Annotated in this window: 23 protein-coding genes and 1 other RNA gene; 4 read left to right on the forward strand and 20 right to left on the reverse strand. The window is 60.2% G+C overall.

Annotation, left to right across the window (positions count from 1 at the left end):
* Positions 1-66: 66 nt before the first annotated feature.
* From lpxC to rsmI, 18 genes are all read right to left on the reverse strand, one after another.
* A complete protein-coding gene (lpxC, locus tag DKY63_RS14845) occupies positions 67-978 on the reverse strand; it encodes a UDP-3-O-acyl-N-acetylglucosamine deacetylase (protein ID WP_110964794.1) in 912 nt (303 codons plus the stop codon).
* Between the two features lie 112 nt (positions 979-1,090).
* Positions 1,091-2,284, reverse strand: coding sequence for a cell division protein FtsZ (gene ftsZ, locus DKY63_RS14850; RefSeq protein ID WP_110964795.1), 1,194 nt, complete (start codon positions 2,282-2,284; stop codon positions 1,091-1,093).
* Positions 2,285-2,356: 72 nt separating this feature from the next.
* Complete coding sequence (ftsA, locus tag DKY63_RS14855) at positions 2,357-3,616, reverse strand: cell division protein FtsA (protein ID WP_110964796.1); 1,260 nt, start codon at positions 3,614-3,616, stop codon at positions 2,357-2,359.
* 15 nt (positions 3,617-3,631) lie between these two features.
* On the reverse strand, positions 3,632-4,498 hold the full coding sequence (locus DKY63_RS14860; protein ID WP_110964797.1) for a cell division protein FtsQ/DivIB: 867 nt from the start codon (positions 4,496-4,498) through the stop codon (positions 3,632-3,634).
* Positions 4,499-4,502: 4 nt separating this feature from the next.
* Positions 4,503-5,483 (reverse strand): D-alanine--D-alanine ligase, encoded by a 981-nt coding sequence (locus DKY63_RS14865; protein ID WP_110964798.1) that lies wholly within the window; start codon positions 5,481-5,483, stop codon positions 4,503-4,505.
* A complete protein-coding gene (murC, locus tag DKY63_RS14870; RefSeq protein ID WP_110964799.1) occupies positions 5,480-6,940 on the reverse strand; it encodes a UDP-N-acetylmuramate--L-alanine ligase in 1,461 nt (486 codons plus the stop codon). The genes DKY63_RS14865 and murC overlap by 4 nt, the downstream gene beginning before the upstream one ends.
* Positions 6,933-8,003 carry an undecaprenyldiphospho-muramoylpentapeptide beta-N-acetylglucosaminyltransferase gene (gene murG, locus DKY63_RS14875; protein ID WP_110964800.1) on the reverse strand — a complete coding sequence of 357 codons (1,071 nt, stop codon included), beginning with the start codon at positions 8,001-8,003 and terminating at the stop codon, positions 6,933-6,935. Before murG ends, murC begins: the two co-directional genes overlap by 8 nt.
* Positions 7,993-9,210 (reverse strand): putative lipid II flippase FtsW, encoded by a 1,218-nt coding sequence (gene ftsW, locus DKY63_RS14880; RefSeq protein WP_110964801.1) that lies wholly within the window; start codon positions 9,208-9,210, stop codon positions 7,993-7,995. Before ftsW ends, murG begins: the two co-directional genes overlap by 11 nt.
* Positions 9,207-10,553 (reverse strand): UDP-N-acetylmuramoyl-L-alanine--D-glutamate ligase, encoded by a 1,347-nt coding sequence (gene murD / locus DKY63_RS14885; RefSeq protein WP_110964802.1) that lies wholly within the window; start codon positions 10,551-10,553, stop codon positions 9,207-9,209. The genes ftsW and murD overlap by 4 nt, the downstream gene beginning before the upstream one ends.
* Positions 10,554-10,559: 6 nt before the next feature.
* A complete protein-coding gene (gene mraY, locus DKY63_RS14890; protein WP_110964803.1) occupies positions 10,560-11,642 on the reverse strand; it encodes a phospho-N-acetylmuramoyl-pentapeptide-transferase in 1,083 nt (360 codons plus the stop codon).
* Positions 11,642-13,009 (reverse strand): UDP-N-acetylmuramoyl-tripeptide--D-alanyl-D-alanine ligase, encoded by a 1,368-nt coding sequence (locus DKY63_RS14895; RefSeq protein ID WP_110964804.1) that lies wholly within the window; start codon positions 13,007-13,009, stop codon positions 11,642-11,644. The genes mraY and DKY63_RS14895 overlap by 1 nt, the downstream gene beginning before the upstream one ends.
* Positions 13,002-14,465: a UDP-N-acetylmuramoyl-L-alanyl-D-glutamate--2,6-diaminopimelate ligase gene (locus DKY63_RS14900; RefSeq protein WP_110964805.1), complete on the reverse strand. Its 1,464-nt coding sequence runs from the start codon at positions 14,463-14,465 to the stop codon at positions 13,002-13,004. The genes DKY63_RS14895 and DKY63_RS14900 overlap by 8 nt, the downstream gene beginning before the upstream one ends.
* Positions 14,465-16,204 (reverse strand): peptidoglycan D,D-transpeptidase FtsI family protein, encoded by a 1,740-nt coding sequence (locus tag DKY63_RS14905; protein WP_204354355.1) that lies wholly within the window; start codon positions 16,202-16,204, stop codon positions 14,465-14,467. The genes DKY63_RS14900 and DKY63_RS14905 overlap by 1 nt, the downstream gene beginning before the upstream one ends.
* Positions 16,204-16,497, reverse strand: coding sequence for a cell division protein FtsL (gene ftsL, locus DKY63_RS14910; protein ID WP_110964807.1), 294 nt, complete (start codon positions 16,495-16,497; stop codon positions 16,204-16,206). The genes DKY63_RS14905 and ftsL overlap by 1 nt, the downstream gene beginning before the upstream one ends.
* Entirely contained in the window at positions 16,494-17,441 is a 948-nt protein-coding gene (gene rsmH, locus DKY63_RS14915) for a 16S rRNA (cytosine(1402)-N(4))-methyltransferase RsmH (RefSeq protein ID WP_162634902.1), read from the reverse strand. The genes ftsL and rsmH overlap by 4 nt, the downstream gene beginning before the upstream one ends.
* Entirely contained in the window at positions 17,438-17,893 is a 456-nt protein-coding gene (gene mraZ, locus DKY63_RS14920) for a division/cell wall cluster transcriptional repressor MraZ (protein ID WP_007917012.1), read from the reverse strand. Before mraZ ends, rsmH begins: the two co-directional genes overlap by 4 nt.
* A 355-nt stretch (positions 17,894-18,248) precedes the next feature.
* An RNA gene (rnpB, locus tag DKY63_RS14925) (RNase P RNA component class A) lies at positions 18,249-18,602 on the reverse strand.
* A 76-nt stretch (positions 18,603-18,678) separates the two neighbouring features.
* A complete protein-coding gene (gene rsmI / locus DKY63_RS14930; protein ID WP_110964808.1) occupies positions 18,679-19,551 on the reverse strand; it encodes a 16S rRNA (cytidine(1402)-2'-O)-methyltransferase in 873 nt (290 codons plus the stop codon).
* 209 nt (positions 19,552-19,760) lie between these two features.
* Between rsmI and DKY63_RS14935 the strand changes: the two genes are divergently transcribed.
* The 4 genes from DKY63_RS14935 to DKY63_RS14950 all read left to right on the forward strand — a co-directional run bounded on the left by DKY63_RS14935 (position 19,761) and on the right by DKY63_RS14950 (position 23,204).
* Positions 19,761-21,572: a penicillin-binding protein activator gene (locus tag DKY63_RS14935; RefSeq protein ID WP_110964809.1), complete on the forward strand. Its 1,812-nt coding sequence runs from the start codon at positions 19,761-19,763 to the stop codon at positions 21,570-21,572.
* Positions 21,572-21,934: a YraN family protein gene (locus DKY63_RS14940; protein WP_110964810.1), complete on the forward strand. Its 363-nt coding sequence runs from the start codon at positions 21,572-21,574 to the stop codon at positions 21,932-21,934. The genes DKY63_RS14935 and DKY63_RS14940 overlap by 1 nt, the downstream gene beginning before the upstream one ends.
* 101 nt (positions 21,935-22,035) lie before the next feature.
* Entirely contained in the window at positions 22,036-22,629 is a 594-nt protein-coding gene (locus DKY63_RS14945; RefSeq protein ID WP_095192986.1) for a phosphoheptose isomerase, read from the forward strand.
* Positions 22,626-23,204 (forward strand): BON domain-containing protein, encoded by a 579-nt coding sequence (locus DKY63_RS14950; RefSeq protein ID WP_110964811.1) that lies wholly within the window; start codon positions 22,626-22,628, stop codon positions 23,202-23,204. Before DKY63_RS14945 ends, DKY63_RS14950 begins: the two co-directional genes overlap by 4 nt.
* A gap of 54 nt (positions 23,205-23,258) precedes the next feature.
* Here the strand turns inward: DKY63_RS14950 and DKY63_RS14955 are convergent, their stop codons facing one another.
* Together DKY63_RS14955 and DKY63_RS14960 are read right to left on the reverse strand one after the other, a co-directional pair.
* Positions 23,259-23,672 carry a ClpXP protease specificity-enhancing factor gene (locus DKY63_RS14955; RefSeq protein ID WP_110964812.1) on the reverse strand — a complete coding sequence of 138 codons (414 nt, stop codon included), beginning with the start codon at positions 23,670-23,672 and terminating at the stop codon, positions 23,259-23,261.
* Positions 23,673-23,688: 16 nt separating this feature from the next.
* Positions 23,689-24,306, reverse strand: coding sequence for a glutathione S-transferase N-terminal domain-containing protein (locus DKY63_RS14960; RefSeq protein ID WP_110964813.1), 618 nt, complete (start codon positions 24,304-24,306; stop codon positions 23,689-23,691).
* Between the last annotated feature and the right edge of the window lie 102 nt (positions 24,307-24,408).

Genomic DNA, 24,408 nt, shown 5'->3' on the forward strand with positions numbered 1-24,408 from the left:
TTTTCGATTCACCATAAAAAAAGGCCACCCGAAGGTAGCCTTTAAAAAACTAGAGAGGTTTTTTACTTACACGGCCGCAACAGGGCGCATGTAAGAAATCGGTGCAGTGCTGGCGTCTTCAAAGGTCACGACTTCCCAGGCATCTGTCTGCTCAATCAACTTGCGCAGCAGCTGGTTGTTCAGTGCGTGGCCGGACTTGAAGCCCTTGAACTCACCAATCAGGCTATTGCCCAGCAGGTAGAGGTCACCAATTGCATCGAGGATTTTGTGCTTCACGAATTCGTCTTCATAGCGAAGGCCGTCTTCGTTCAGTACGCCATCCGAATCGACCACGATCGCGTTTTCAACGCTGCCGCCGAGTGCGAGGTTGTGCTTGCGCAGGTACTCGATGTCACTCATGAAACCAAAGGTACGGGCGCGGCTGACTTCTTTTACGAACGAAGTGCTGGAAAAGTCCACGCTTGCACTTTGGGTGCGGTTACGGAAAACCGGGTGATCGAAATCGATCTCGAAACTCACCTTGAACCCTTCGAAAGGGACGAAAGTGGCGCGCTTGTCGCCGTCTTCCACTGTCACTTCCCGCAGGATACGGATGAACTTCTTGGCTGCGTCCTGTTCTTCCAGGCCAGCCGATTGAATCAGAAATACGAAGGGTCCAGCGCTACCATCCATGATCGGGACTTCGGACGCGGAGAGCTCGACGTAGGCGTTATCGATGCCCAGGCCAGCCATGGCCGAAAGCAAGTGCTCAACCGTATCCACTTTCACGTCACCGTTGACCAGCGTCGTCGACATGGTTGTCTCGCCGACGTTGGCTGCACGAGCCGGGATCTCGACCACAGGATCGAGGTCGGCACGGCGAAAGACGATTCCGGTGTCGATCGGTGCGGGCTTGAGGGTCAGGTATACCTTCTCCCCGGAATGCAGGCCTACACCTGTGGCACGGATAATATTTTTCAGTGTGCGTTGTTTAATCATGGCTTGGGCCGCTTCAGCGCAATTTGCGAACTGGTATCAACAAAGGCTGGCGATGATAGCAGACCATGCCTTTGCTGAACACCAATCACCTTCATAGCCCTGATACATTTCATCAATCGGCCTGACGACGCAGGAAAGCCGGGATGTCCAGGTAGTCCAGATCATCCTGCGGATTCATCTTCGCGGCAGCCGCAGCACCGGCCTGAGCCTGGTTGCGCATGACGGTCGGACGGTCCAGGTCACGGTAGTTCACCGCTGGAGCTTCCTGACGAACAGGGGCCTGTTGTTGTGGCTGTGGAGCCATGGTGGTGTGAACGGTGTTGTCGATGACCTTCACAGGCTTCTCGATCTTCGCGCCCAGACCGGTCGCAACCACAGTGACGTGCAGCTCATCGCGCATGTCCGGATCGATAACGGTACCGACCTTGACCATGGCGTGCTCGGAAGCGAAGGCTTCGATGATGCTACCCACGTCGGAGTACTCACCCAGGGACAGGTCAGGACCGGCGGTGATGTTCACCAGGATGCCGCGTGCGCCTTGCAGGTTCACGTCTTCGAGCAGCGGGTTGCGGATGGCCGCTTCGGTGGCTTCGCGTGCACGGTTCGGACCGCTGGCGCAGCCGGTACCCATCATCGCCATGCCCATTTCGCTCATCACGGTGCGTACGTCGGCAAAGTCGACGTTGATCATGCCCGGACGCTTGATGATGTCGGAGATACCGCGAACGGCACCAGCCAGTACATCGTCAGCCTTGGCGAACGCGGACAGCAGGCTTGCGTCCTTGCCGAGGATGGTCAGCAGCTTCTCGTTGGGAATGGTGATCAGCGAGTCGACGCTTTCGGACAGCAGACGAATGCCTTCGTCGGCCAGTTGCATGCGCTTGCGGCCTTCGAACGGGAAAGGACGGGTCACCACCGCAACGGTGAGGATGCCCAGTTCCTTGGCCACTTCGGCGATGATCGGCGCAGCACCGGTACCGGTACCGCCGCCCATACCAGTGGTGATGAACACCATGTTGGTGCCCTGCAGGACTTCGGCGATGCGCTCACGGTCTTCGAGAGCGGCCTGACGACCTACTTCAGGGTTGGCGCCAGCGCCCAGACCTTTGGTCACGCCGGTACCCAATTGCAGGATGGTCCGCGCGCTGATGCTCTTCAGCGCCTGGGCATCAGTGTTGGCGCAGATGAATTCGACGCCTTCAATGTTGCTCTTGACCATGTGATTCACGGCGTTGCCGCCGCCACCGCCTACACCGATAACTTTAATGACCGGGCTTGCGGGGATGTTGTCTACGAGTTCGAACATTTTCCCTCTCCTTTACGTTCTCTAGTTTTTTCGCCTACTGCTTTTGTTGCGGTACTGCGGTGCTGCGGTAAATCAGAAATTGCCCTGGACCCAGCTCTTGATGCGATCGAGCAAGGCGCCTTTCGGCTCTTCGCTGCTGTAGTTGTCGCGGCTGCCAATACCCGAGAACGAAATGCCATCGGATTGCTTCTGCAGGCCGTACATCAACAGGCCAACGCCAGTGGAATAAATCGGGTTGCGTACTACGTCATCCAGACCGTTCACGCCATGAGGTACGCCCAGGCGTACCGGCATGTGGAAGATTTCCTCGGCCAGTTCGGTGGCGCCTTCCATCTTCGCGGTACCACCGGTGAGCACGATGCCGGCCGGGATCAGGTCTTCGTAACCGCTGCGACGCAGTTCGGCCTGGATCAGCGTGAACAGTTCGTCGTAACGCGGCTCGACCACCTCGGCCAGGGCCTGGCGGGACAGTTCGCGCGGTGGACGGTCGCCAACGCTTGGCACCTTGATGGTTTCGCCGGCGCCGGCCAGCTTGGCCAGGGCGCAGGCGTAGCGGATCTTGATTTCCTCGGCGTACTGGGTCGGGGTACGCAACGCCATCGCGATGTCGTTGGTGACCTGATCGCCGGCAATCGGGATCACGGCGGTGTGACGGATCGCACCCTCGGTGAAGATCGCGATGTCGGTGGTGCCGCCGCCGATGTCGACCAGGCACACGCCCAGCTCTTTTTCGTCGTCGGTCAGTACCGAGTAGGCGGACGCCAGTTGCTCGAGAATGATGTCGTCGATTTCCAGGCCGCAGCGGCGCACGCATTTTTCAATGTTCTGTGCGGCGTTGACGGCGCAGGTGACCACGTGGACCTTGGCTTCCAGACGCACGCCGGACATGCCCAAGGGCTCGCGAACGCCTTCCTGGTTATCGATCACGTAATCCTGCGGCAGGGTGTGCAGCACGCGCTGGTCAGCCGGAATCGCCACGGCCTGTGCGGCGTCGAGGACGCGCTCGAGGTCGGCGGAGCTGACTTCGCGATCACGAATCGCCACGATGCCGTGGGAGTTCAGGCTGCGGATGTGATTGCCGGCCACGCCAACGAACGCGGAGTGGATGCGGCAACCGGCCATCAGCTGCGCTTCTTCGATGGCGCGCTGGATCGACTGCACGGTGGACTCGATGTTCACCACCACGCCTTTCTTCAGGCCACGGGACGGGTGCGTACCGATCCCGACGATATTCAGCGTGCCGTTATCCTCGACCTCGCCTACCAGCGCCACCACTTTGGAGGTGCCGATATCGAGACCGACGATCATTTTGCCGCTTTGCACGTTTGCCATGGGTCCTGCCTCTTCTCAATTCTTCGCGACAGCGGGTTGGGCTGCCGGGGGCGCTACAGGTTCCCGCCAGCCAACAGCGAGGCCGTTGGCGTAGCGCAGATCGATGCGCGCAATGTTCGTAATCTGTTCTTTAAGCGTCTTGTCGTAGATGGCAATGAAGCGGCGCATCTTTTCCACCAGGTTGCCGCGTCCAAGCAGCAGCTCGATGCCAGGGCCCGCGCTGCCGGGGCCGGTGGTCAGGAACCAACTGCCTCGTTCACGCAACTCCAAACGTGCGATGGAGAAGCCCAGTGGCCTGAGCATCTGACTCAGCACCTGATATTGCTGCATCACCTGCTGCTGAGCCCGTTGTGGGCCGAACAGCTGCGGCAGGTGTTCGTAATTGGCCAGCTCACGCGGGGTGAATGCCTGACCCTGGTTGTTCAACAGCGATTCATCACCCCAGCGAGCCACCGGCAGTTGCTCTTCCAGGCGAATCATCACCTGATCCGGCCAGACCCGCCGAACTTCGGCGTGGGCGATCCATGGCATCTGTTCCAGCTCGGTGCGCATGCTCTCAAGGTCGATGGTGAAGAAGCTCGACGCCACGTACGGAGCGATCCGCTGCTGCACCGCCTGCTGGCTGATGTAACTCAAGTCGCCCTGGACATTGATCTTGGTGATCGGCCGGTCGGCGTACGGCAGCAAACGCTGTGCGCCTTCATAGGTACCGAACCCCAACACAACCAGCAGAACCGGCCAGAACAGACTTTTCAGAAAACCGAAATTGGCTTTCGGCAGGCGCACGGACATCGGCTCTTTGGCCACCATTCGGCTCGCACCTCGCGGCACCGGCTTGCGGCCGGGTGCGGGTGGCTGATGTCTCAACTGTGCGCCTTGCATGGTCTTAACCTCGCGGCTCTTGCTTGCTGGCAGCATTGCGGCCAACGCTCTCGGCCAGAATGGCCAGAACCAGTTGCTGGAAATCCAGGCCGGCGGCACGGGCCGCCATCGGCACCAGGCTGTGATCGGTCATGCCGGGCGCCGTGTTGACTTCCAGGAACCAGAACTGCCCGTCGGCATCCTGCATTACGTCCGCCCTGCCCCAACCGGCAATACCCAGCGCCTCACAGGCTTTCGCCGTGAGATCCATGAGTTCCTTTTCCTTGGCACTGTCCAGCCCGCACGGAATGCGGTACTGGGTATCGTTGGCGATGTACTTGGCGTCGTAGTCGTAGAAGCTGTGGGTCGTGCCCAGGGCAATCGGAGGCAACACCTGGTCACGCAGGGTGGCGATGGTGAACTCCGGACCTTGAATCCATTGCTCGACCAACACTTGCGAATCGTAGGTACTGGCCGCTTTCCAGGCGTCGATCAATTCGGACGCGGAAGTCACTTTGGCCATACCGATACTTGAACCTTCATGGGCCGGTTTGACGATCAAAGGGAAGCCCAGTTCCGCAGCCGCGGAAATACAATCGGACTCGCTGCTGAGTACAGCGTGACGTGGCGTCGGAATACCCAGGCTGTGCCAGACCTGTTTGGTGCGCAGTTTGTCCATGGCCAGCGCCGAAGCGAGGATGCCGCTGCCGGTGTATGGAATGCCCAGGCATTCGAGCAGGCCCTGCATGCTGCCGTCTTCACCACCACGACCGTGGAGAATGATGAAGGCGCGATCGATTTTTTCGTTCAGCAAACGCTGCAGCAGGTCGTCACCGACGTCGAGACCGAACGCATCCACGCCGGCACTTTTCAGCGCGTCGAGGACAGCGTTGCCCGATTTCAGGGACACTTCGCGCTCGGCACTCTTGCCGCCGAACAGCACGGCGACGCGGCCGAAATCCTTCGGCGCGACAGTGGAGACGAGGTTGGCGTAGGCAGCAGTCATTTCAACTTCCCCTCGACCGGCGCAGCCACGGCGCCGGTGAACAACGGACTCTTCAACAGGCTCGGGGCGAGGCCGCCAACGTCACCGGCACCCTGGCACAGCAGGATGTCGCCGGCACGCAGCAGCGGCTTGACCAGTGGCGCCAGGTCGATTCCGCGCTCGATGTAGATCGGGTCGAGCTGACCGCGCTGGCGGATGCTGTTGCACAGCTTGCGGCTGTCGGCACCCGGAATCGGCTCTTCGCCGGCCGGATAGACTTCCATCAGCAGCAGGACGTTGGCATCGGCCAGTACATTGACGAAATCGTCGTACAGGTCGCGTGTGCGGCTGTAACGGTGCGGCTGGTAGACCATCACCAGACGACGCTCCGGCCAGCCACCGCGCACGGCCTTGATCACTGCCGCGACTTCGGTCGGGTGGTGACCGTAGTCGTCGACCAGCATCACGTTGCCGCCTTCGACCGGCAGTTCGCCGTAGACCTGGAAGCGTCGGCCAACGCCCTGGAACCCGGACAGGCCCTGGACGATGGCTTCATCACTGACGCCCTCGTCAGTAGCGATGCAAATGGTCGCCAATGCGTTGAGCACGTTGTGGTTGCCCGGCATGTTCACCGAAACATCCAGCGGCTCACGATCCGGACGCAGTACGGTAAAGAAGGTCTGCATGCCCTGCTGGCGCACGTTGATGGCGCGCACGTCGCAGTCTTCGCCAAAACCGTAGGTGACGGTCGGACGCTTGACCTGCGGCAGGATTTCACGCACGACAGGATCGTCCAGGCAGACCACGGCCAGGCCATAGAACGGCAGGTTGTGGAGGAATTCGACGAAGGTTTTCTTCAGCTTGTTGAAGTCACCGTCGTAGGTCGCCATGTGATCGGCGTCGATGTTGGTGACCACGGCCACCAGCGGCTGCAAGTGCAGGAAGCTGGCATCGCTTTCGTCGGCCTCGGCGATCAGGTAACGGCTGGTACCGAGCTGGGCGTTGGTGCCCGCGGCATTCAGACGGCCACCGATGACGAAGGTCGGATCCAGGCCACCGGCGGCGAATACCGAAGCGATGAGGCTGGTAGTAGTGGTTTTGCCGTGGGTACCGGCGACGGCGATACCATGACGATAGCGCATCAGCTCGGCCAGCATTTCGGCGCGCGGCACCACAGGGATGCGGCGTTCCAGCGCGGTGGCAACTTCCGGATTGGAGGTGTTCACGGCACTCGATACCACCAGCACGTCGGCAGCAGCGGCGTTTTCGGCACGGTGGCCGATGAAAATCTGCGCACCGAAGGATTCCAGGCGCTCGGTTACCAGCGAAGCCTTGAGGTCGGAACCGGACACTTCATAGCCCAGGTTCAGCAGCACTTCGGCAATCCCGCACATACCCACACCGCCGATTCCGACGAAGTGGATGCGGCGGATGCGGCGCATTTCCGGTTGTGGCATGGCTTTCTGATTCTCAACCATGGGCCACCTCCAGGCAGGTATCGACCACGTTACGGGTGGCATCGGGTTTGGCCAGGCGGCGGGCGGCAGTGGCCATATCGTTCAGTCGTTGCGGTTGCATCAGGACCTCTGTCAGGCGAGCGGCAAGATCCGCTGCACCGGTCGTTCTTTGCGGCATCAGGAAGGCAGCGCCCTCACGGGCCAAATAGTCGGCGTTGCGGGTCTGGTGATCGTCGATCGCATGGGGCAAGGGCACCAGCATCGAGGGCAGACCGGCGGCAGCCAGTTCACTGATGGTCAGCGCACCTGCGCGACACACCACCAGATCGGCCCAGCCATAGGCTTGGGCCATGTCTTTGATAAAGGGCTGCACCTGCGCTTCCACGCCAGCCGCGCGATAGCGCTCTGCAGTCACTTCATCGTGATTTTTGCCGGCCTGATGGAACACTTCCGGGCGCAGGTCGGGCGCGACTTGCGACAGGGCTTCAGGCAGCAACTTGTTTAACGGCTCTGCCCCCAGGCTTCCGCCCAGGATCAGCAAACGCGCCTTGCGACCGCCCAGGGCGGGCCGCGGTGTTTCAAGGAACAGCTCGGTGCGCACCGGGTTACCGGTGGTCCGTCGGCTGCTCGACAGGGTAAAGGTGTCGGGGAACGCTTCACAGACTCGGGCGGCCAACGGCACCAGCAACCGATTGGCGGTACCGGCCACCGCGTTCTGCTCGTGAACGATCACCGGTACGCCGGCCAGTTTGGCGGCAACTCCGCCGGGACCGGTCACATAACCACCAAATCCGACCACACAGACCGGCTGCAAGCGGCGAATGATCGCCCGTGCCTGCCAGACCGATTTGAGCAACATGAACGGTGCCTTGAGCAGCGACAATTTGCCCTTGCCACGCAGGCCGCTGGCGTTGATCCGGTGCAATTCAATCCCGGCCATTGGCACCAGTTCGTTCTCGATGCCGCGCGGCGTGCCGAGCCAGTGCACGGTATAGCCGCGCGCCTGGAACTCGCGGGCACAAGCCAGCGCCGGGAACACATGACCACCGGTGCCGCCTGCCATGATCAATACATTAGCGCCCATGGTTCGGCTCCTCGGCGAAGTCGCTCTCATGGAATTCCATCTCTTCGCTGCCCAGGTGGGTTCGACTCTCCCACTCGATGCGCAGCAACAAGCCAAGACAGGCACAGCAGATCACCAGCGAACTGCCGCCATAACTGAGGAACGGCAAGGTCAGGCCCTTGGTCGGCAGCAGGCCGACGTTCACGCCGATGTTGATCAGGAATTGACCGATCCACAGGAAAGAAAGGCCATAGGCGACGTAGGCGGCGAAGAACTGCTTGGCTTTTTCTGCCCACAGGCCGATGTACATGCCGCGAATACAGACGAAAACGAACAGCGCGACCGTGCACAGGGAGCCCACGGCGCCCAGTTCTTCGGCCAGCACGGAGAATACGAAGTCGGTGTGGGCTTCCGGCAGATAGAACTGCTTCTGCACGCTGTTGCCCAGGCCAACGCCCAGCCACTCGCCGCGACCGAAGGCGATCAACGCCTGGGACAACTGATAACCGGCACCAAACTGATCGGCCCAAGGGTCGGCAAAGTTGGTCAGGCGCGCCATTCGATAGGGCTGCATCTGAATCAACAACACAACCGCGCCGACCGCCAGCACCACCATCAGGGAAAAACGGAACAGCCCCACGCCGCCGAGGAACAGCATCGCCGCCGCCGCGCCCATCATTACAACGGTGGCGCCGAAGTCAGGCTCCATCAGCAACAGACCGGCCATTGGCAGCAGCACGATGAACGGCTTGAAAAAGCCCATCCAGCTCTCACGCACTTCCTTCTGACGGCGCACCAGGTAACCGGCGAGGTAAATCACCACGAACACCTTGGCGATTTCGGAAGGCTGCACGTTGAAGAAGCTGAAGCCGATCCAGCGCATCGAACCGTTCACCTCACGGCCGATTCCCGGGATGATCACCATTACCAGCAGACCGAAGGCACCGATCAGCATCATCCAGCCCATGCGTTGCCAGGTGGCGATCGGAATCATCATCGTGACGATGCAGGCGCCCAGGCCCAGCACCACGTAGATCAAATGGCGAATCATGTAATACAGGGGGCTGCCCGACTGCACCGCCGCCACTTCGGTCGATGCCGAGGCAATCATGATCAGGCCCAGGCCAAGCAGCGCCAGGCAACCGGCGAGCATCGGGAAGTCGAGATCGATACCGCGCCCGGTAATCAGCGGCGATGGAAACGGCTTGATGATGCCCTTCAGACTCATGCCAATTCCTCCACGGCCTGGACGAACTGGTGACCACGGTCTTCGTAGTTCTTGAACATGTCGAAGCTGGCACAGGCCGGCGACAGCAGCACCACGTCACCTGGCTGGGCGGCGGCCCGGCATTGTTCCACGGCGTCGATCAGGGAGCCTGCGCGAATCAGCGGAACAGCGTCGCCAATGGCCTCGCCGATCTTGTCGGAATCACGGCCCATCAAAATGACGGCGCGACAGTTAGCTGCCACCGGACCACGCAGATCCTTGAATTCGGCACCCTTGCCGTCGCCACCGGCGATCAGCACGATCTTGCCGTCGATGTCCGCGCCCAGGCCTTCGATGGCAGCCAGGGCGGCGCCGACGTTGGTGGCCTTGGAGTCGTTGTAATAGCCCACGCCATCCAGGTCGCGAACCCACTGGCAACGGTGTTCAAGCCCGGCGAAGTTGCGCAGGGCCGAGAGCATGGCATCGAATGGCAGGCCGACCGCGTGACCGAGGGCCAGCGCCGCCAGGGCGTTGGACTGGTTATGGGCACCGCGAATCTTCAGCTCGCGTACGGGCATCAGGTTCTGGAATTCGAAGGCCAGGTACTTTTCGCCGTCTTCTTCGCGAAGACCGAAGGCCTTGAAGTCAGGCTTGGTCAAACCGAAGGTCCAGCAAGGCTGGTTCTCGCCCATCAGCGGACGGCTGAGGGCATCCTGACGGTTGACCACGAATTGCTTCGCGCCACGGAAGATCCGGTGCTTGGCCAAGTGGTAGGCCGGCAGACCGCTGTAGCGGTCCATGTGGTCTTCACTGATGTTGAGCACGGTCGCCACTTCGGCGTTGAGCTGGTCGGTGGTTTCCAGCTGGAAACTCGACAACTCCATGACGTAAAGCTCGACGTCATCGCGCAGCAGGTCCAGCGCCGGCGTACCAAGATTGCCGCCGACAGCGACACGCTTGCCGGCCGCAGTCGCCATTTCGCCGACCAGGGTAGTGACGGTGCTCTTCGCGTTGGAACCGCTGATGGCCACGATCGGCGCCTTCGCGTTGCGCGCGAACAGCTCGATGTCGCCGGACAATTTCACGCCACGGGCGGCGGCAGCCTGCAGGGCCGGAGTCGCCAGCGCCAGGCCAGGGCTCACGTAGAGTTCGTCGGCACGGCACAGGAATTCGACATCCAGCTCGCCACAACGCACTTCCACGTGCGGATAGTCACGCTTGAGCGTGGCCAGTTCCGGTGGATTTTCCCGCGTATCGGCCACGGCAAACGCCACGCCCCGGTTCGCCAGGAAGCGAACCAGGGACATGCCGCTCTTGCCGAGGCCGACAACGATGCGGAAGTGGTCAGAAGCGATCAGAGACACGGGTTTCTACCTCAGCTTCAGTGTGGCAAGGCCGATCAGCACGAGAATCACGGTGATGATCCAGAAACGGACGATCACGCGCGGCTCGGGCCAGCCCTTGAGTTCAAAGTGGTGGTGAATCGGCGCCATGCGGAATACGCGGCGACCGGTCAGCTTAAAGGAGGCAACCTGAATGACCACTGACAGGGTTTCCATCACGAACACGCCGCCCATGATGAACAGAACGATTTCCTGACGGACGATCACGGCGATGGTGCCCAGCGCTGCGCCCAGTGCCAGTGCGCCAACGTCACCCATGAAGACTTGTGCCGGGTAGGTGTTGAACCACAGGAAGCCCAGGCCAGCACCAATCAGTGCGCCGCAGAACACGATCAGTTCACCCGCGCCCGGTACGTAAGGGATGAGCAGGTATTCGGCGAATTTCACGTTACCCGACAAGTAGCAGAAGATCCCCAAACCACCGCCGACCATCACGGTCGGCATGATCGCCAGGCCGTCGAGGCCGTCGGTCAGGTTGACGGCGTTGCTCGAGCCGACGATCACGAAATAGGTCAGCACGATGAAACTCGCGCCCAGCGGGATGCTGTAGTCCTTGAGCATCGGCAGGATCAGGGTGGTTTCCACCGGCGTGGCGGCAGTCATATAAAGGAAGATCGCTGCGCCCAGGCCGAACACCGACTGCCAGAAATACTTCCAGCGGCTCGGCAGGCCACGGGAGTTCTTCTCGATCACCTTGCGATAGTCATCGACCCAGCCGATGGCACCGAACAGCAGGGTCACCAGCAAGACGACCCAGACATAACGATTGCTCAGGTCAGCCCACAGCAGGGTGCTGACGCCGATCGAAGACAGGATAAGTGCGCCGCCCATGGTCGGGGTGCCGGACTTGGACAGGTGTGATTGCGGACCATCGTTGCGAACGGCCTGGCCGATCTGACGGTTCTGCAGGGTGCGGATCATCCACGGGCCATAGCACAGCGACAAAACCAGCGCGGTCAGTACACCGAGAATCCCGCGCAGGGTCAGGTACTGGAAGACCGCGAAGCCTTTGTAGAACTGTTGCAGATACTCCGCTAGCAGCAGCAGCATTAATGTTTCTCCAGACTGGTCCCGCACAAGGCGGCAACGATGTTTTCCATCGCAGCGCTGCGCGAGCCCTTGATCAAAATGGTGGTGTTTGTGTCTTGCTCGGTGCCCAGCGCCTTGATCAGCTCAGCCTGCGTGCTGAAATGAAAGGCTTGTGGACCGAAGGCGTTGACGGCGTGAAGCATGTTTGGCCCGACGGCGTAAAGCGCAGAAACCTTGCCACGGGCGTAAGCGCCCACGTCGCGGTGCCCCTGCTCCGCCCAATCGCCCAATTCGCCGATATCCCCGAGCACCAGGACGGTGCGGCCGGAAAAGCCGGCGAGTATATCAACGGCGGCGCACATGGAGGTGGGGTTCGCGTTGTAAGTGTCATCGATCACGCGCATGCCATTGCTGGCCAGTTGCGCGACGGTGCGCCCCTTGACCGGCTGCACCGCGCCGAGGCCGGTGGCGATACCAAATAGCGATACGCCCAGCGCATGGGCAGCGGCCGCAGCGGCCATGGCGTTGGCGACGTTATGAGTACCGAGCAGGTTCAGTTGAACATGCTCCACACCCTCAGGGGTGTGCAGGTTGAATGCCGGGCATCCACGCGCGTCCGTGCTCAGGTCGCTGGCGTGGAAGTCCGCACGGCTATTGGTCAACGCGAAGGTCAGCACCTTGCGACCGGCCGCGCGCTTCTTCCAGATCTCGAATGCCTTGTCGTCGAGATTGAGAACCGCGACGCCATCAGCGGCCAGCCCTTCGATGATCTCGCCCTTGGCTTCGACGATTTTTTCCGGGCCGCCGAACTCGCCAACGTGAGCGGTGCCGGCGTTGTTGAGAATGGCCACGTGAGGCTTGGTCATGCCGACGGTATAGGCAATCTCGCCCAGACGCGAAGCACCCAACTCGATCACTGCAGCGGTATGCTCCGGCGCCAGTTCGAGCAAGGTAAGTGGAACGCCGAGATCGTTGTTCAAGTTGCCACGGGTAGCCAACACCGACCCGCGGGTCCGCAGGATGCTCGCGAGCATTTCCTTGACCGTGGTCTTGCCGCTGGAGCCGGTAATGGCGGCAACTGGTTGGGTGAACGCCGCACGGTTCAGCGCACCGAGTTGCCCCAGCGCCTGACGGGTATCGCCTACCAGCAATTGCGGCAGGGTGCTGTCGGCGACTTCACGCTCGACCAATGCCGCAACGGCGCCCTTGGCTGCCACTTCGTTCAGATAGTCGTGACCATCGAAACGCGGACCGGTCAGGGCGATGAACAACTGACCCGGCTTGATCGCGCGACTGTCGATGCTGACACCGTCGAAGGTGGCATCCGTACTGATCAATCGGCCATTGAGCGCGCTGGTCAACTCACTGAGTTTCAGAGCCTTAAGCATGGGCCACCTCCCAGGCAGTCAAGGCATGATCGGCCTCGACCAGATCGGAGAAGGCGTGGCGCACGCCGTTGATTTCCTGATAGTCCTCGTGACCTTTGCCCGCGAGCACGATCACGTCATCCGCCGAAGCTTCAGCGATCAACTGGGCAATCGCCTTGCCACGACCGGCCACGAAGGTGACCTTATCCACAGCCACAAAACCGGCGCGGATGTCATCGAAAATGATTGCCGGGTCTTCGGTACGCGGGTTGTCGTCAGTCACCAGGACGCCGTCTGCCAAACGCTCCACCACTTCAGCCATCAACGGACGCTTGCCCCGATCACGATCACCACCACAACCGAACAGGCACAACAAACGGCCTTTGACGTGGGGGCGCAGAGCGGTGAGGACTTTTTCCAGAGCATCCGGGGTGTGGGCGTAATCGACCACCACTAGCGGTTGGGTGCCGCCACCCAGGCGCTGCATGCGACCGGCCGGGCCTTCGAGTTTCGGCAACGTCTTGAGAATTTCGTCGAGGGGGTAGTCAAGGCCCAGCAGGGCACCGACGGCCGCCAGCACGTTGCTCAAGTTGAAACGACCGAGCAAGGTGCTGCGCAAATGGTGCTCGCCCTGCGGCGTGACCAGCGTGGCACGCACGCCTTCGTCGTCGAACTGTGCTTCGCGGCAATAGAGGTAGGCACTGCAGTCGAGCAGGCTGTAGGTGATCAGCCGCGACTCGCGTTTTTCGGCGGCCAGTTGCCGGCCGAAATCGTCATCGAGGTTCACCACGCGACATTTCAAATCGTTCCAGGCGAACAGCTTGGCCTTGGCCTCGCCATAGGCTTGCATGGTGCCGTGGTAATCCAGGTGATCCCGGGACAGGTTGGTCATCACCGCCACGTCGAATGCCAGCGCGGTGACCCGGCCCTGATCCAGGCCATGGGAGGAGACTTCCATGGCAACGGCCTTGGCGCCGGCCTTTTTCAGATCGCCCAGGGTCGCCTGCATGGCAATCGGATTCGGCGTGGTGTGCAGGCCGCTCTCCAGCGCGCCGTAGAAACCAGAGCCAAGGGTGCCAACGATGCCGCAATGCTGGCCAAGAAGGTCAAGCGCCTGGGCGACCAGTTGGGTCACGCTGGTTTTGCCGTTGGTGCCGGTCACGCCGACAAGATTCAGGTGGTGGCTGGGTTCGCCATAAAAGCGGCCGGCGATATCCGACAACTGCGCAGCCAGGCCCTTGACCGGAATCAGTGGCACTTCGGTGATCGGCAACACGGTGGCGCCTTCTACTTCGTAAGCCACGGCAGCAGCACCGCGTTGCAATGCATCGGCAATATGCGCGCGACCATCGAACTTGCCGCCTGGCACGGCGAGGAACAGATCACCTGCGCGAACGTTGCGACTGTCCAGCGCCAATTCACGGATCAACAGATCGTGGCCGGCGTGGGGGAAGATTTTATTCAGACTTAATGACATCAGCCGCGCCCTCCATTGGCTTTCAGCGGAACGACCGGGGTGGCGTTGACTTGTTGAACCGGTGGCAGGTTGTCCGGGGTGATGTTCATCAGGCGCAGGGTGCCCGACATCACGCGGCTGAACACCGGAGCCGACACCAGACCACCGAAGTAACCGGCCTTGGTCGGCTCATCGATGACCACCACGATGGCGTAACGTGGATCGTTCATCGGACCGAAACCGGCGAACAGCGAGCGGTAGGAGTTCTCTGCGTAGCCCTTGGTGCCCACCGAGGTCTTGCGTGCAGTACCGGATTTACCACCGACGTGATACGCAGGCACCTGCGCACGGAACACACCGCGCGGAGCTTCGATCACCTGCTGCAGCATGCCGTGCATGGTTTTGGCCACGGCTTCCGGCAGTACTTGGGTGGTTTGTGGCGGCTTGTCGGTTTTGATCAGAGTCAGCGGCGCAAGGCGACCGTTGTTGGCCAGCGCGGAGAAGGCGTGAACCAGTTGGATCGCCGTCACCGAAACACCGTAGCCGTAGGACAGCGTGGCCGTTTCGGCCTTGCGCCACTCGCGGTAGTTCGGGAGGTTGCCGACACGTTCACCCGGGAAGCCGAGGCCGGTATCCTGGCCGAGGCCGAGCTTTTGTGCGAGGCGGAAAATGGTTTCGCCACCGATATCGAACGCGACCTTACTCATGCCAACGTTACTGGAATTGATCAGAATGCCGGTCATGTCCAGCACCGGACCTTCGGTCTTGGACACGTCCTTGATGGTGTATTTGCCAATCTGCAGAGAGCCCGGATACACCTCGACAGTGTCACTTGGCTTCCAGCGCCCGGTTTCGATCGCGGCGCTCATGGAGATCGCCTTCATGGTCGAACCCGGTTCGAACACGTCGATCATCGCGCGGTTACGCATCATCGCCGGCTGCAGGTTGCGACGGTTGTTCGGGTTGTAGGTCGGCTGGTTGACCATGGCCAGGATTTCACCGGTCTTCACGTCCATGATCACCAGACTGCCGGCCTTGGCGCCGTTCTCGATGATCGCGTTGCGCAATTCGCGGTTGGCCAGGTATTGCAGGCGCAGGTCAATGGACAACGCCAAGGGCTTTCCGGCCTTGGCGTTCTTGGTGACCTGGACATCCTTGATCAGCCGGCCACGCCGGTCCTTGATGACCTGTCGCTTGCCGGGAACCCCGGCCAGCCATTCGTCATAGGCCAGTTCGACACCTTCACGACCGTGATCATCGATATCGGTAAAACCGACCATATGCGCGGTGACTTCACCGGCCGGATAGAAGCGGCGGAATTCTTCAATGCCGTAGACGCCCGGTACTTTCAGGTCGAGCACAGCCTGGCCCTGCTCAGGCGTCAGGCCGCGGACCAGATAAATGAATTCTTTATTGGCCTGAGCTTCGAGACGCTCGGCCAAGGCTTTCGGGTCCTGTCCCAGCGCCGCGGCCAGTGCGGGCCACTTTTCCTTGGCCAGCTGCATTTCCTTGGCGTTGGCCCACAGGGTGGTCACTGGCGTACTGACGGCCAACGGCTCGCCGTTACGGTCGGTGATCAGACCACGGTGAGCCGGAATGGGAATATGACGCACGCTGCGCGCATCGCCCTGACCCTTGAGGAAATCACGGTCGACGACTTGCAGGTCGATGATGCGCCAGGCGATCGCCGCCACCATCACGCCGAGCAAACCCAGCACCAGACGGAACCGCCAGGGAAAGAGAGCGCCTTCGAGTTTCATCATGGCGCCACCATCTGTACTTCTGCGGCACCGGGAATGCGCATTTTCAGCTGCTCGGTGGCCAGTACTTCGATTCGGCTATGAGCCGTCCAGGTACTTTGTTCAAGAATCAGCCGACCCCACTCGGCCTGCGCCTTGTCGCGCACGCTCAATTCGTTGTACAGCGAGTTCAGCAACTGACGGTTCCAGTGCGCGCTATAGGACACGCCGATGGCAGACACGAGCACGCCGAGAAACAGCAGCAGCATGAAAAAGCTTCCGCCGGGCAATGGCTTGGCGAAAAGCTTGCTCACCGCAGTTTCTCCGCGACACGCATGACTGCGCTACGGGAACGAGGGTTGGCCTTGAGTTCGGCATCGGAGGCCGTCTGCGCTTTGCCGTGGACTTTGATTTTCGGTTCGAAGGCGACATGCCGAACCGGCAGGTTGCGCGGCAGGTTGTCGGCTTCACCTTTAACCAGCTTGCGCATGAACAATTTGACGATGCGGTCTTCCAGCGAGTGGAAGCTGATCACCACCAGACGACCGCCGACTTCCAGGCAATCCAGAGCGGCTTCAAGACCGGCTTCCAGATCACCCAGTTCGTTGTTGACGTGAATACGCAGGCCCTGAAATGCGCGAGTCGCTGGGTTCTTGCCCTTTTCCCAGGACGGGTTGGCGACTTTCAACACTTCAGCCAGGTCAGCGGTGCGCTCGAACGGTTTGATATCGCGACGCTCGACCACCGCACGGGCCATGCGCCCGGAAAAACGCTCTTCGCCGTATTCCTTGAATACACGGGCAATTTCTTCCGCAGGCGCGGTGTTCACGAACTCCGCCGCGCTGATCCCGCGGGACGGGTCCATGCGCATGTCCAGCGGGCCATCGCTGAGGAAGCTGAAGCCGCGTTCAGGGTCATCGAGCTGAGGCGAAGACACACCGAGGTCGAGCAGAATGCCGCTGACCTTGCCGTGCAGGCCACGCTCGACAACTTCGGATCCGAGTTCGGCAAAGCTGCGCTGCACAACGACAAAGCGGCCGTCTTCGGCCGCTAGCGTCTGCCCGGTGGCAATCGCTTGAGGGTCTTTGTCGAATCCGAGGAGTCGACCATCCGGACCGAGCCGGCTGAGGATCAACCGACTGTGCCCACCGCGTCCGAACGTGCCGTCCAGATAGCAGCCATCAGGACGTACGGCGAGAGCCTCCACGGCTTCGTCAAGCAGTACGGTGATGTGGTTAAAGCCGCTATCAATAGTCACAGGATCAAATCACGCAGTTCATCAGGCATGGCGCCTGGTTGTTGAATAGCAGCCAGGTCAGCGGCAGAAACCGCATTCCAGGCATCCTCGTCCCACAATTGGAACTTGTTCAGTTGGCCTACCAACATCGCGCGCTTATCCAACTTGGCATATTCACGAAGACGCGGCGGAACCAGAAAACGACCACTGCCATCGAGCTCGAGGTCGACGGCGTTACCGATCAATAAACGTTGCAGGCGGCGGTTTTCTTCGCGAAGCGAAGGCAGTGCGCGCAGTTTGGTTTCAATAATTTCCCACTCATCGAGGGGGTAAACACACAAACACGGATCAACGGCATCAATCGTGACAATCAACTGACCGGAACTACGCGAATCGAGCTCGTCACGGTACCGACTCGGCATGGCGAGACGGCCCTTTGCATCGAGACTGATTGCATTGGCTCCGCGAAACACGTCAGCGTTTCTCCAAATGTTAGCGTTTTACGCTCAAAAAACCCACTTCATGCCACTTTCCGCCACTTGTGCACACTATAGGAATGCGCCCACTGCACCGTCAAGGCGCGGATTAAAGGAAAACCCTTACAGAACTGAGATTTAGGAGCATAAAAGGAAGGGACACGAGAATCCGGCAGATGAAACTGCCCGATAACTTGAATCAGCACAGAGGGCTGCGTTCGGAAGTTAAAGTAATTTATTAAGAGTAAGATTTTTTCGGTATTACGAAAGTGCTTATGCCGACGATTCTGAAAGGAGGGAAATTGCTATCACAGGCACCCTGCTCAATGATTTAAGCAGAGGAAAGAAAAAGGTGGAGAGTCGATCTGTAAGCCGGGTTCTGTCTTGAACAGTCATTCGTCTACGATGGCCATCACTGGACACCTTTAGCAACCTACCCGGTCCCAGCGCGGGCCACGCCTTGGGACCCTATTTGGTCTTGCTCCAAGTGGGGTTTACCTAGCCACGAACTGTTGCCAGACGTGCGGTGCGCTCTTACCGCACCTTTTCACCCTTACCGGCGCCGAAGCGCTTAGGCGGTTATTTTCTGTGGCACTTTCCGTAGGCTCACGCCTCCCAGGCGTTACCTGGCACTTCGCCCTATGGAGCCCGGACTTTCCTCCCCCCCCTAATTTTCATAGAGGGCAGCGACTGTCCGATCGACTCTCCGCCGCGCAGGTTAACGGCAGAGCGCCCGAAGAACAAGCGCTAAAAGCCTTTGGCCATGCCTTTGCGTCGGGTTTTTACTCACCCTTCTGTTTATCCAGCGCCACCTGATAGAGAACATTCTTGCGCTCACCGGTAATTTGCGCCGCCAACGCGGCGGCACGCTTGAGCGGCATTTCCTCGAGCAACAGATTGAGAACGCGCATCGCCTCGCTGCTGACCGCATCTTCGCTCTCGGGCACCGACCAGCCCGCCACCAGCACCACGCATTCGCCACGCTGCTGATTCGAGTCCGACTCGACGAACTGGCGCAATTCGGCCAGTGGCAAACCCTTGAGTGTTTCGAAGGTTTTAGTCAGTTCACGAGCCAGCAACGCGGGGCGGTCGGCTCCGAATACCAGTTCCATGTCCTGCAGGCATTCAAGGATACGGTGCGGGGCTTCGTAAAAGATCAGCGTGCGTGGCTCTTCCTTTATTGCCTCAAGACGCGCGCGCCTTCCCACGGCCTTGGCCGGCAGGAAACCTTCAAAGATAAAGCGATCGGACGGCAACCCGGCAGCCGATAATGCGGCGATCAGGGCACAGGCGCCCGGAACCGGCACCACATTGATCCCCGCGGCGCGAGCCTGGCGCACCAAGTGATAACCCGGGTCGGAAATCAGTGGCGTCCCCGCATCTGAGATCAGCGCTACATCATCTCCCGCCAGCAGACGGGTAATGAAACGACTGCCTTCGTCACGCTCATTGTGTTCATGGCAAGCCGCCAACGGCGTGGAAATGCCGAAGTGTTGCATCAAACGCTGGGAATGACGGGTATCTTCCGCAGCGATCAACGCTACCTCACGCAAGATTTTCAGCGCGCGCGCACTGATGTCATCCAGGTTGCCGATGGGCGTCGCCACCACATAAAGCGAGCCCGCAGCGGAATTCAAAGCACCTGGAGCAGTCAAAGCGCACACCTCATGATCGATAAAGCCGCCATTGTAGCGCGTAGCGGCACTCACGACAGACGCGGGTAACACCCGGTTTTGCCGTGGTTTGTGGCGCAGCGCAACATTTACACCAGCTAAATTGATCGATTCACGCCAGTAACATCGCACCCCGGCCAGCGCTTGGGTACAATTCCACGCTAATTTGATCGAGTATCAGGAACGCTTACATGATCGCTTGCCTGCGGCTGTTCACTGCCCTCTGCCTTGCTGCCCTGCTGGCTGCTTGCGCCAGCTCGCCCTCCTCCAGCCTTGGCGAACTCCCACGGACCCCGGATGCCAGTATCGAGCAACTGCTTGAGAAAGCCGCCCAGAGCAAATCGCCGGAAGATGCGGCCCTGCTGCGCCTGAGCGCAGCAGACCTGGCTTATCGTCAAGGCAACGCCGCGCAATCGGCGCAAATTCTGCAGCAGGTGCCCGTGGAGCAACTCAAGCCTGGCCAACAGGTGTTTGCCAGCACACTGGCAGCCGAACTGGCGATGACCCGCAATCAGCCGAAAGCTGCCTTGACAGCCTTGAGCCATCCAAGCATGCAGCGCCTCGGAGAATTGCCGCAGGAGCAGCAAGTCCGCACCGGCACCGTTCGCGCCCGCGCCCTGGAAGCTGACGGTCAGACCCTGGCTGCCGCAAAGGAGCGCATCTTCATTGCGCCAATGCTTAGCGGCGAAGCTGCCAGCAAAAACCACGAAGCAATCTGGGCATTGATCGCCTCGCTGCCGACCGAACAACTGCAACCAAACACCTCTGATGACCTCGGCGGCTGGATGGGGCTGGCCCTGGCGGTCAAGTCTGCCGGCACCGTGGAACAACAACAGGCCGCCATCGACAACTGGCGCAAGCAGAATCCGAAGCACCCCGCCGCCATTCAGTTGCCGCTGCCACTGACCAAACTCAACGAACTGGCCAGCCAGCCCCTGAGCAAAATCGCCCTGCTCCTGCCACAGGACGGCCCGCTCGCCTCGGTTGGCAAGGCATTGCGCGAAGGTTTCATGGCCGCTCACTACCAGGCGCAACAAGCCGGACAGAAACCGCCAGCCATCGAGTTCTATGACAGCTCGAAGCTCACCTCCCTCGACGAGTTTTATCGCAAGGCCCAGGCCGATGGCGTGCAATTGGTCGTCGGTCCGCTGGAGAAGCCACTGGTCAAACAGCTGAGCGCTCGCCCGCAACTGCCGATCACCACCCTGGCACTGAACTACAGCGAAGGCGCACAAGGTCCGGCGCAACTGTTCCAGTTCGGTCTTGCCGCGGAAGACGAAGCCCGCGAAGTGTCTCGTCGCGCCCGTGCCGACGGCCTGCATCGCGCCGCCATCATGGTCCCGAAAGGTGAGTGGGGCGACCGCGTACTGCGCGCATTCAGCCAGGACTGGCAAGCCAACGGCGGCACAATCGTCGCCACCGAGCGCGTCGACCAGCCGGTGCAATTGGCCCAGCAGATTGCCGATATGTTCCAGTTGCGCCAGAGCGAAGGTCGCGCCAAGAGCCTGCAGAGCACAGTAGGCTCACAGGTTGCCGCCCAGCCATCTCGCCGTCAGGACATCGAGTTCATCTTCCTGGCCGCCACGCCACAACAGGCGCAACAGATCAAACCGACCCTGAACTTTCAGTACGCGGGAGACGTTCCGGTCTACGCCACGTCCCACGTGTTCAGCGCCAGCGGCGATGTGAACCAGTACAACGACATGAATGGCATCCGCTTCTGCGAAACTCCATGGCTGCTGGACGCCAATGACCCGCTGCGCAAGCAGGTCACCGCACAATGGCCACAAGCTGCCAGCAGCCTCGGCCGCCTGTATGCCATGGGTGTCGACGCCTATCGCCTGGCACCTCGCCTGGGTCAACTCAAGGCCCTGCCGGATAGCCGCATTGAAGGCCAGTCGGGCAGCCTGGGCATGTCGCAGAACCAGCGCGTTGTGCGCCAACTGCCATGGGCAGAGTTCGTAAACGGCCAGGTTCAGCGCCTGCCGGACACCTCTCGCTGATGCCCGACGGGTCACGCCAGCAAAGCGGTAAAGATGCCGAGCGCCACGCGCTCGAGCATCTTCAACAACAGGGTCTGCGCCTGCTGGCGCAGAACTGGTTGTGTAAACGCGGCGAGCTTGATCTGGTCATGCTAGATGGCGATACAGTAGTATTCGTTGAAGTTCGTTACAGAAAAAACACTCAATGGGGTGGCGCGCTCGATAGCATCGATGAGCGCAAACGGCAAAAACTGATTTTTGCCGCGCAGTATTTTCTTCAGCGCGAATCGCGCTGGGCCAACTCCCCTTGCCGTTTCGATGTGGTTGCCATTGATAGCGACCTCGATCAGCTGAACTGGTTACAAAATGCCTTCGACAGCTGATCACTTGCACCCCGAACCGGAAAACGCCCAACACTTTTGCTCTTTGCTTTGCGGGCTGCACATTTTCGTGCCGAACAGCCGCGCTCATTAAGGTCACACAGATGGACATGCAATCCCGAATTCGCCAGCTTTTTCAGGCCAGTATCGACACCAAGCAACAGGCGATGGAAGTACTTGCACCGCACATCGAGCAAGCCAGCCAGGTCATGGTCAACGCCCTGCTCAACGAAGGCAAAATGCTGTCCTGCGGCAACGGCGGCTCCGCCGGTGACGCCCAGCATTTTTCCTCCGAACTGCTCAACCGCTTCGAGCGTGAGCGCCCGAGCCTGCCCGCCATCGCGCTGACCACTGACAGTTCGACGATCACCTCGATCGCCAACGACTACAGCTACAACGAAGTCTTCTCCAAGCAGATACGAGCCCTTGGCCAGCCAGGTGATGTTCTGCTGGCTATTTCCACCAGTGGTAACTCGGCGAACATTATTCAAGCGATCCAGGCCGCACATGATCGCGAAATGATTGTCGTAGCATTGACCGGTCGCGATGGCGGCGGCATGGCGTCATTGCTATTGCCCGAGGACGTGGAGATTCGCGTGCCCGCCAATGTCACCGCTCGTATCCAGGAAGTCCACCTGCTGGCGATCCATTGCCTTTGCGACTTGATCGACAGCCAATTGTTCGGGAGTGAAGAATGACCCCTAATCGCCTCGGCCTACTGGCCCTGACTTTGTGCCTCGGCATCAGCGGCTGCACCTCGGTGGTTAATGCCAGCCGCGAAGCACCGATTGAAGACGACCGTGGCACCCGCACCTTCGGCAGCAAGATCGATGACTCCCTTATCGACACCAAGGTCGGCGTGAACGTTGCCAAGGCCGACCCAGCCCTGGATAACGATTCGCACATTGTGGTCACCAGCTTCAACGGTGTCGTACTGCTCGCCGGCCAAACCCCTCGCGCCGACCTCAAGGCCAAGGCCGAACAGGCCGCTGCCGCCGTTCAGCGGGTAAAGACCGTCCACAACGAACTGCAGATCCTGCCACCCTCCTCACTGCTGGCTCGCCAGAACGACACCTGGCTGACCACCAAGATCAAAACCCAGATGCTCACCGATCCGAACATCCCGGGCTCACGGATCAAGGTCGTGACGGAGAACGGCATCGTTTATCTGCTGGGCCTGCTGACCAAACAGGAAGCTGCGCAGGCGACCAATCTGGTGCAAGGTGTATCCGGCGTGCAGAAGATCGTTAAGCTGTTTGAGTACATCGACTGATAAACACCGCTTCTGCAGGCAATAAAAAAGGCGACCCTTGAAGGTCGCCTTTTTTTATTTCACCACTTTCAGACTGGGGCGACCGCTGGGACGCGGAGGCTCGCTATCGGGTGGCGGAATGTCGTCATCCGGTTCGATCTCGTCTTCATCACCCATTGGCGACTCCAGATCGAACACCATGCCCTGGCCATTCTCCCGGGCGTAAATACCCAGGATCGATGCGATAGGCACATACAGCGTATGCGGCACGCCTCCGAAGCGGCCTTCGAAACTCACCGCTTCGTTATCCATGTGCAGATGACGCACGGCTTGGGGCGATACGTTCAGGACAATTTGCCCATCACTGGCAAACCCCTGCGGCACTTGAACCGATGGATACTCGGAGTTCACAAGGATGTGCGGGGTACAGTCATTGTCCACAATCCACTCGTAGAGCGCGCGGACCAGATATGGTCGACTGGAGTTCATAGCGGCTCCTTAAGCCTTAGCGCATGTCGCGTTCGACACCAGACAGACTTGCCTGGAAAGCCTCACGCGCAAACTGGCGCTCCATGTAATCAAGCAGCGGCTTGGCAGGCCGCGGCAGTTCGATACCCAGAATCGGCAATCGCCAGAGTATTGGCAATAGGCAGCAATCCACCAGGCTTTGTTCCTCACTGAGGAAAAACGGCTTGTCAGCGAACAACGGCGACACGCCAGTCAGACTTTCGCGCAGCTCCTTGCGCGCCACGGCGCGAGCCGCGTCCTTGGTCCGCGAATCCAGAATCAGATCCACCAGACCACACCAGTCCCGCTGAATACGGTGCATCAGCAGTCGGCTATTGGCACGCGCCACCGGGTACACCGGCAGCAGCGGCGGGTGCGGATAGCGCTCATCCAGGTATTCCATTACCACCGTGGACTCCCACAGCGCCAGGTCCCGATCAACCAGGGTAGGCAAGCTGCCATAAGGGTTCACTTCGATCAGTTTAGGTGGCTGGCGACCAGCCTCCACGTAGATGATCTCGGCGCTGACACCCTTCTCTGCCAGTACGATTCGCACTCGGTGGGAATAGTGGTCGGCGGGGTCGGAGTAGCAGGCCAACCGATTGGTCACGCCCATGGCGATCCTCCTCGCTTGTAAAAATGATCGAAAGCGGAAAAACGAACGCGCCCAGAGGGCGCCTCCCGTAACGCCTGGCAAGCCAGATTCGTTACACCTTCA

It is taken from the genome of Pseudomonas putida (assembly GCF_003228315.1).
GTDB classification, from domain to species: Bacteria; Pseudomonadota; Gammaproteobacteria; order Pseudomonadales; family Pseudomonadaceae; genus Aquipseudomonas; species Aquipseudomonas putida_S.

Bases quoted from the DNA above. Each gene is read 5' to 3' on its own strand.
- lpxC (WP_110964794.1), bottom strand. From the start codon at position 978: ATGATTAAACAACGCACACTGAAAAATATTATCCGTGCCACAGGTGTA.
- ftsZ (WP_110964795.1), bottom strand. From the start codon at position 2,284: ATGTTCGAACTCGTAGACAACATCCCCGCAAGCCCGGTCATTAAAGTT.
- ftsA (WP_110964796.1), bottom strand. From the start codon at position 3,616: ATGGCAAACGTGCAAAGCGGCAAAATGATCGTCGGTCTCGATATCGGC.
- DKY63_RS14860 (WP_110964797.1), bottom strand. From the start codon at position 4,498: ATGCAAGGCGCACAGTTGAGACATCAGCCACCCGCACCCGGCCGCAAG.
- DKY63_RS14865 (WP_110964798.1), bottom strand. From the start codon at position 5,483: ATGACTGCTGCCTACGCCAACCTCGTCTCCACTGTCGCGCCGAAGGAT.
- murC (WP_110964799.1), bottom strand. From the start codon at position 6,940: ATGGTTGAGAATCAGAAAGCCATGCCACAACCGGAAATGCGCCGCATC.
- murG (WP_110964800.1), bottom strand. From the start codon at position 8,003: ATGGGCGCTAATGTATTGATCATGGCAGGCGGCACCGGTGGTCATGTG.
- ftsW (WP_110964801.1), bottom strand. From the start codon at position 9,210: ATGAGTCTGAAGGGCATCATCAAGCCGTTTCCATCGCCGCTGATTACC.
- mraY (WP_110964803.1), bottom strand. From the start codon at position 11,642: ATGCTGCTGCTGCTAGCGGAGTATCTGCAACAGTTCTACAAAGGCTTC.
- DKY63_RS14895 (WP_110964804.1), bottom strand. From the start codon at position 13,009: ATGCTTAAGGCTCTGAAACTCAGTGAGTTGACCAGCGCGCTCAATGGC.
- DKY63_RS14900 (WP_110964805.1), bottom strand. From the start codon at position 14,465: ATGTCATTAAGTCTGAATAAAATCTTCCCCCACGCCGGCCACGATCTG.
- DKY63_RS14905 (WP_204354355.1), bottom strand. From the start codon at position 16,204: ATGAAACTCGAAGGCGCTCTCTTTCCCTGGCGGTTCCGTCTGGTGCTG.
- DKY63_RS14935 (WP_110964809.1), top strand. From the start codon at position 19,761: ATGATCGCTTGCCTGCGGCTGTTCACTGCCCTCTGCCTTGCTGCCCTG.
- DKY63_RS14940 (WP_110964810.1), top strand. From the start codon at position 21,572: ATGCCCGACGGGTCACGCCAGCAAAGCGGTAAAGATGCCGAGCGCCAC.
- DKY63_RS14945 (WP_095192986.1), top strand. From the start codon at position 22,036: ATGGACATGCAATCCCGAATTCGCCAGCTTTTTCAGGCCAGTATCGAC.
- DKY63_RS14950 (WP_110964811.1), top strand. From the start codon at position 22,626: ATGACCCCTAATCGCCTCGGCCTACTGGCCCTGACTTTGTGCCTCGGC.
- DKY63_RS14955 (WP_110964812.1), bottom strand. From the start codon at position 23,672: ATGAACTCCAGTCGACCATATCTGGTCCGCGCGCTCTACGAGTGGATT.
- DKY63_RS14960 (WP_110964813.1), bottom strand. From the start codon at position 24,306: ATGGGCGTGACCAATCGGTTGGCCTGCTACTCCGACCCCGCCGACCAC.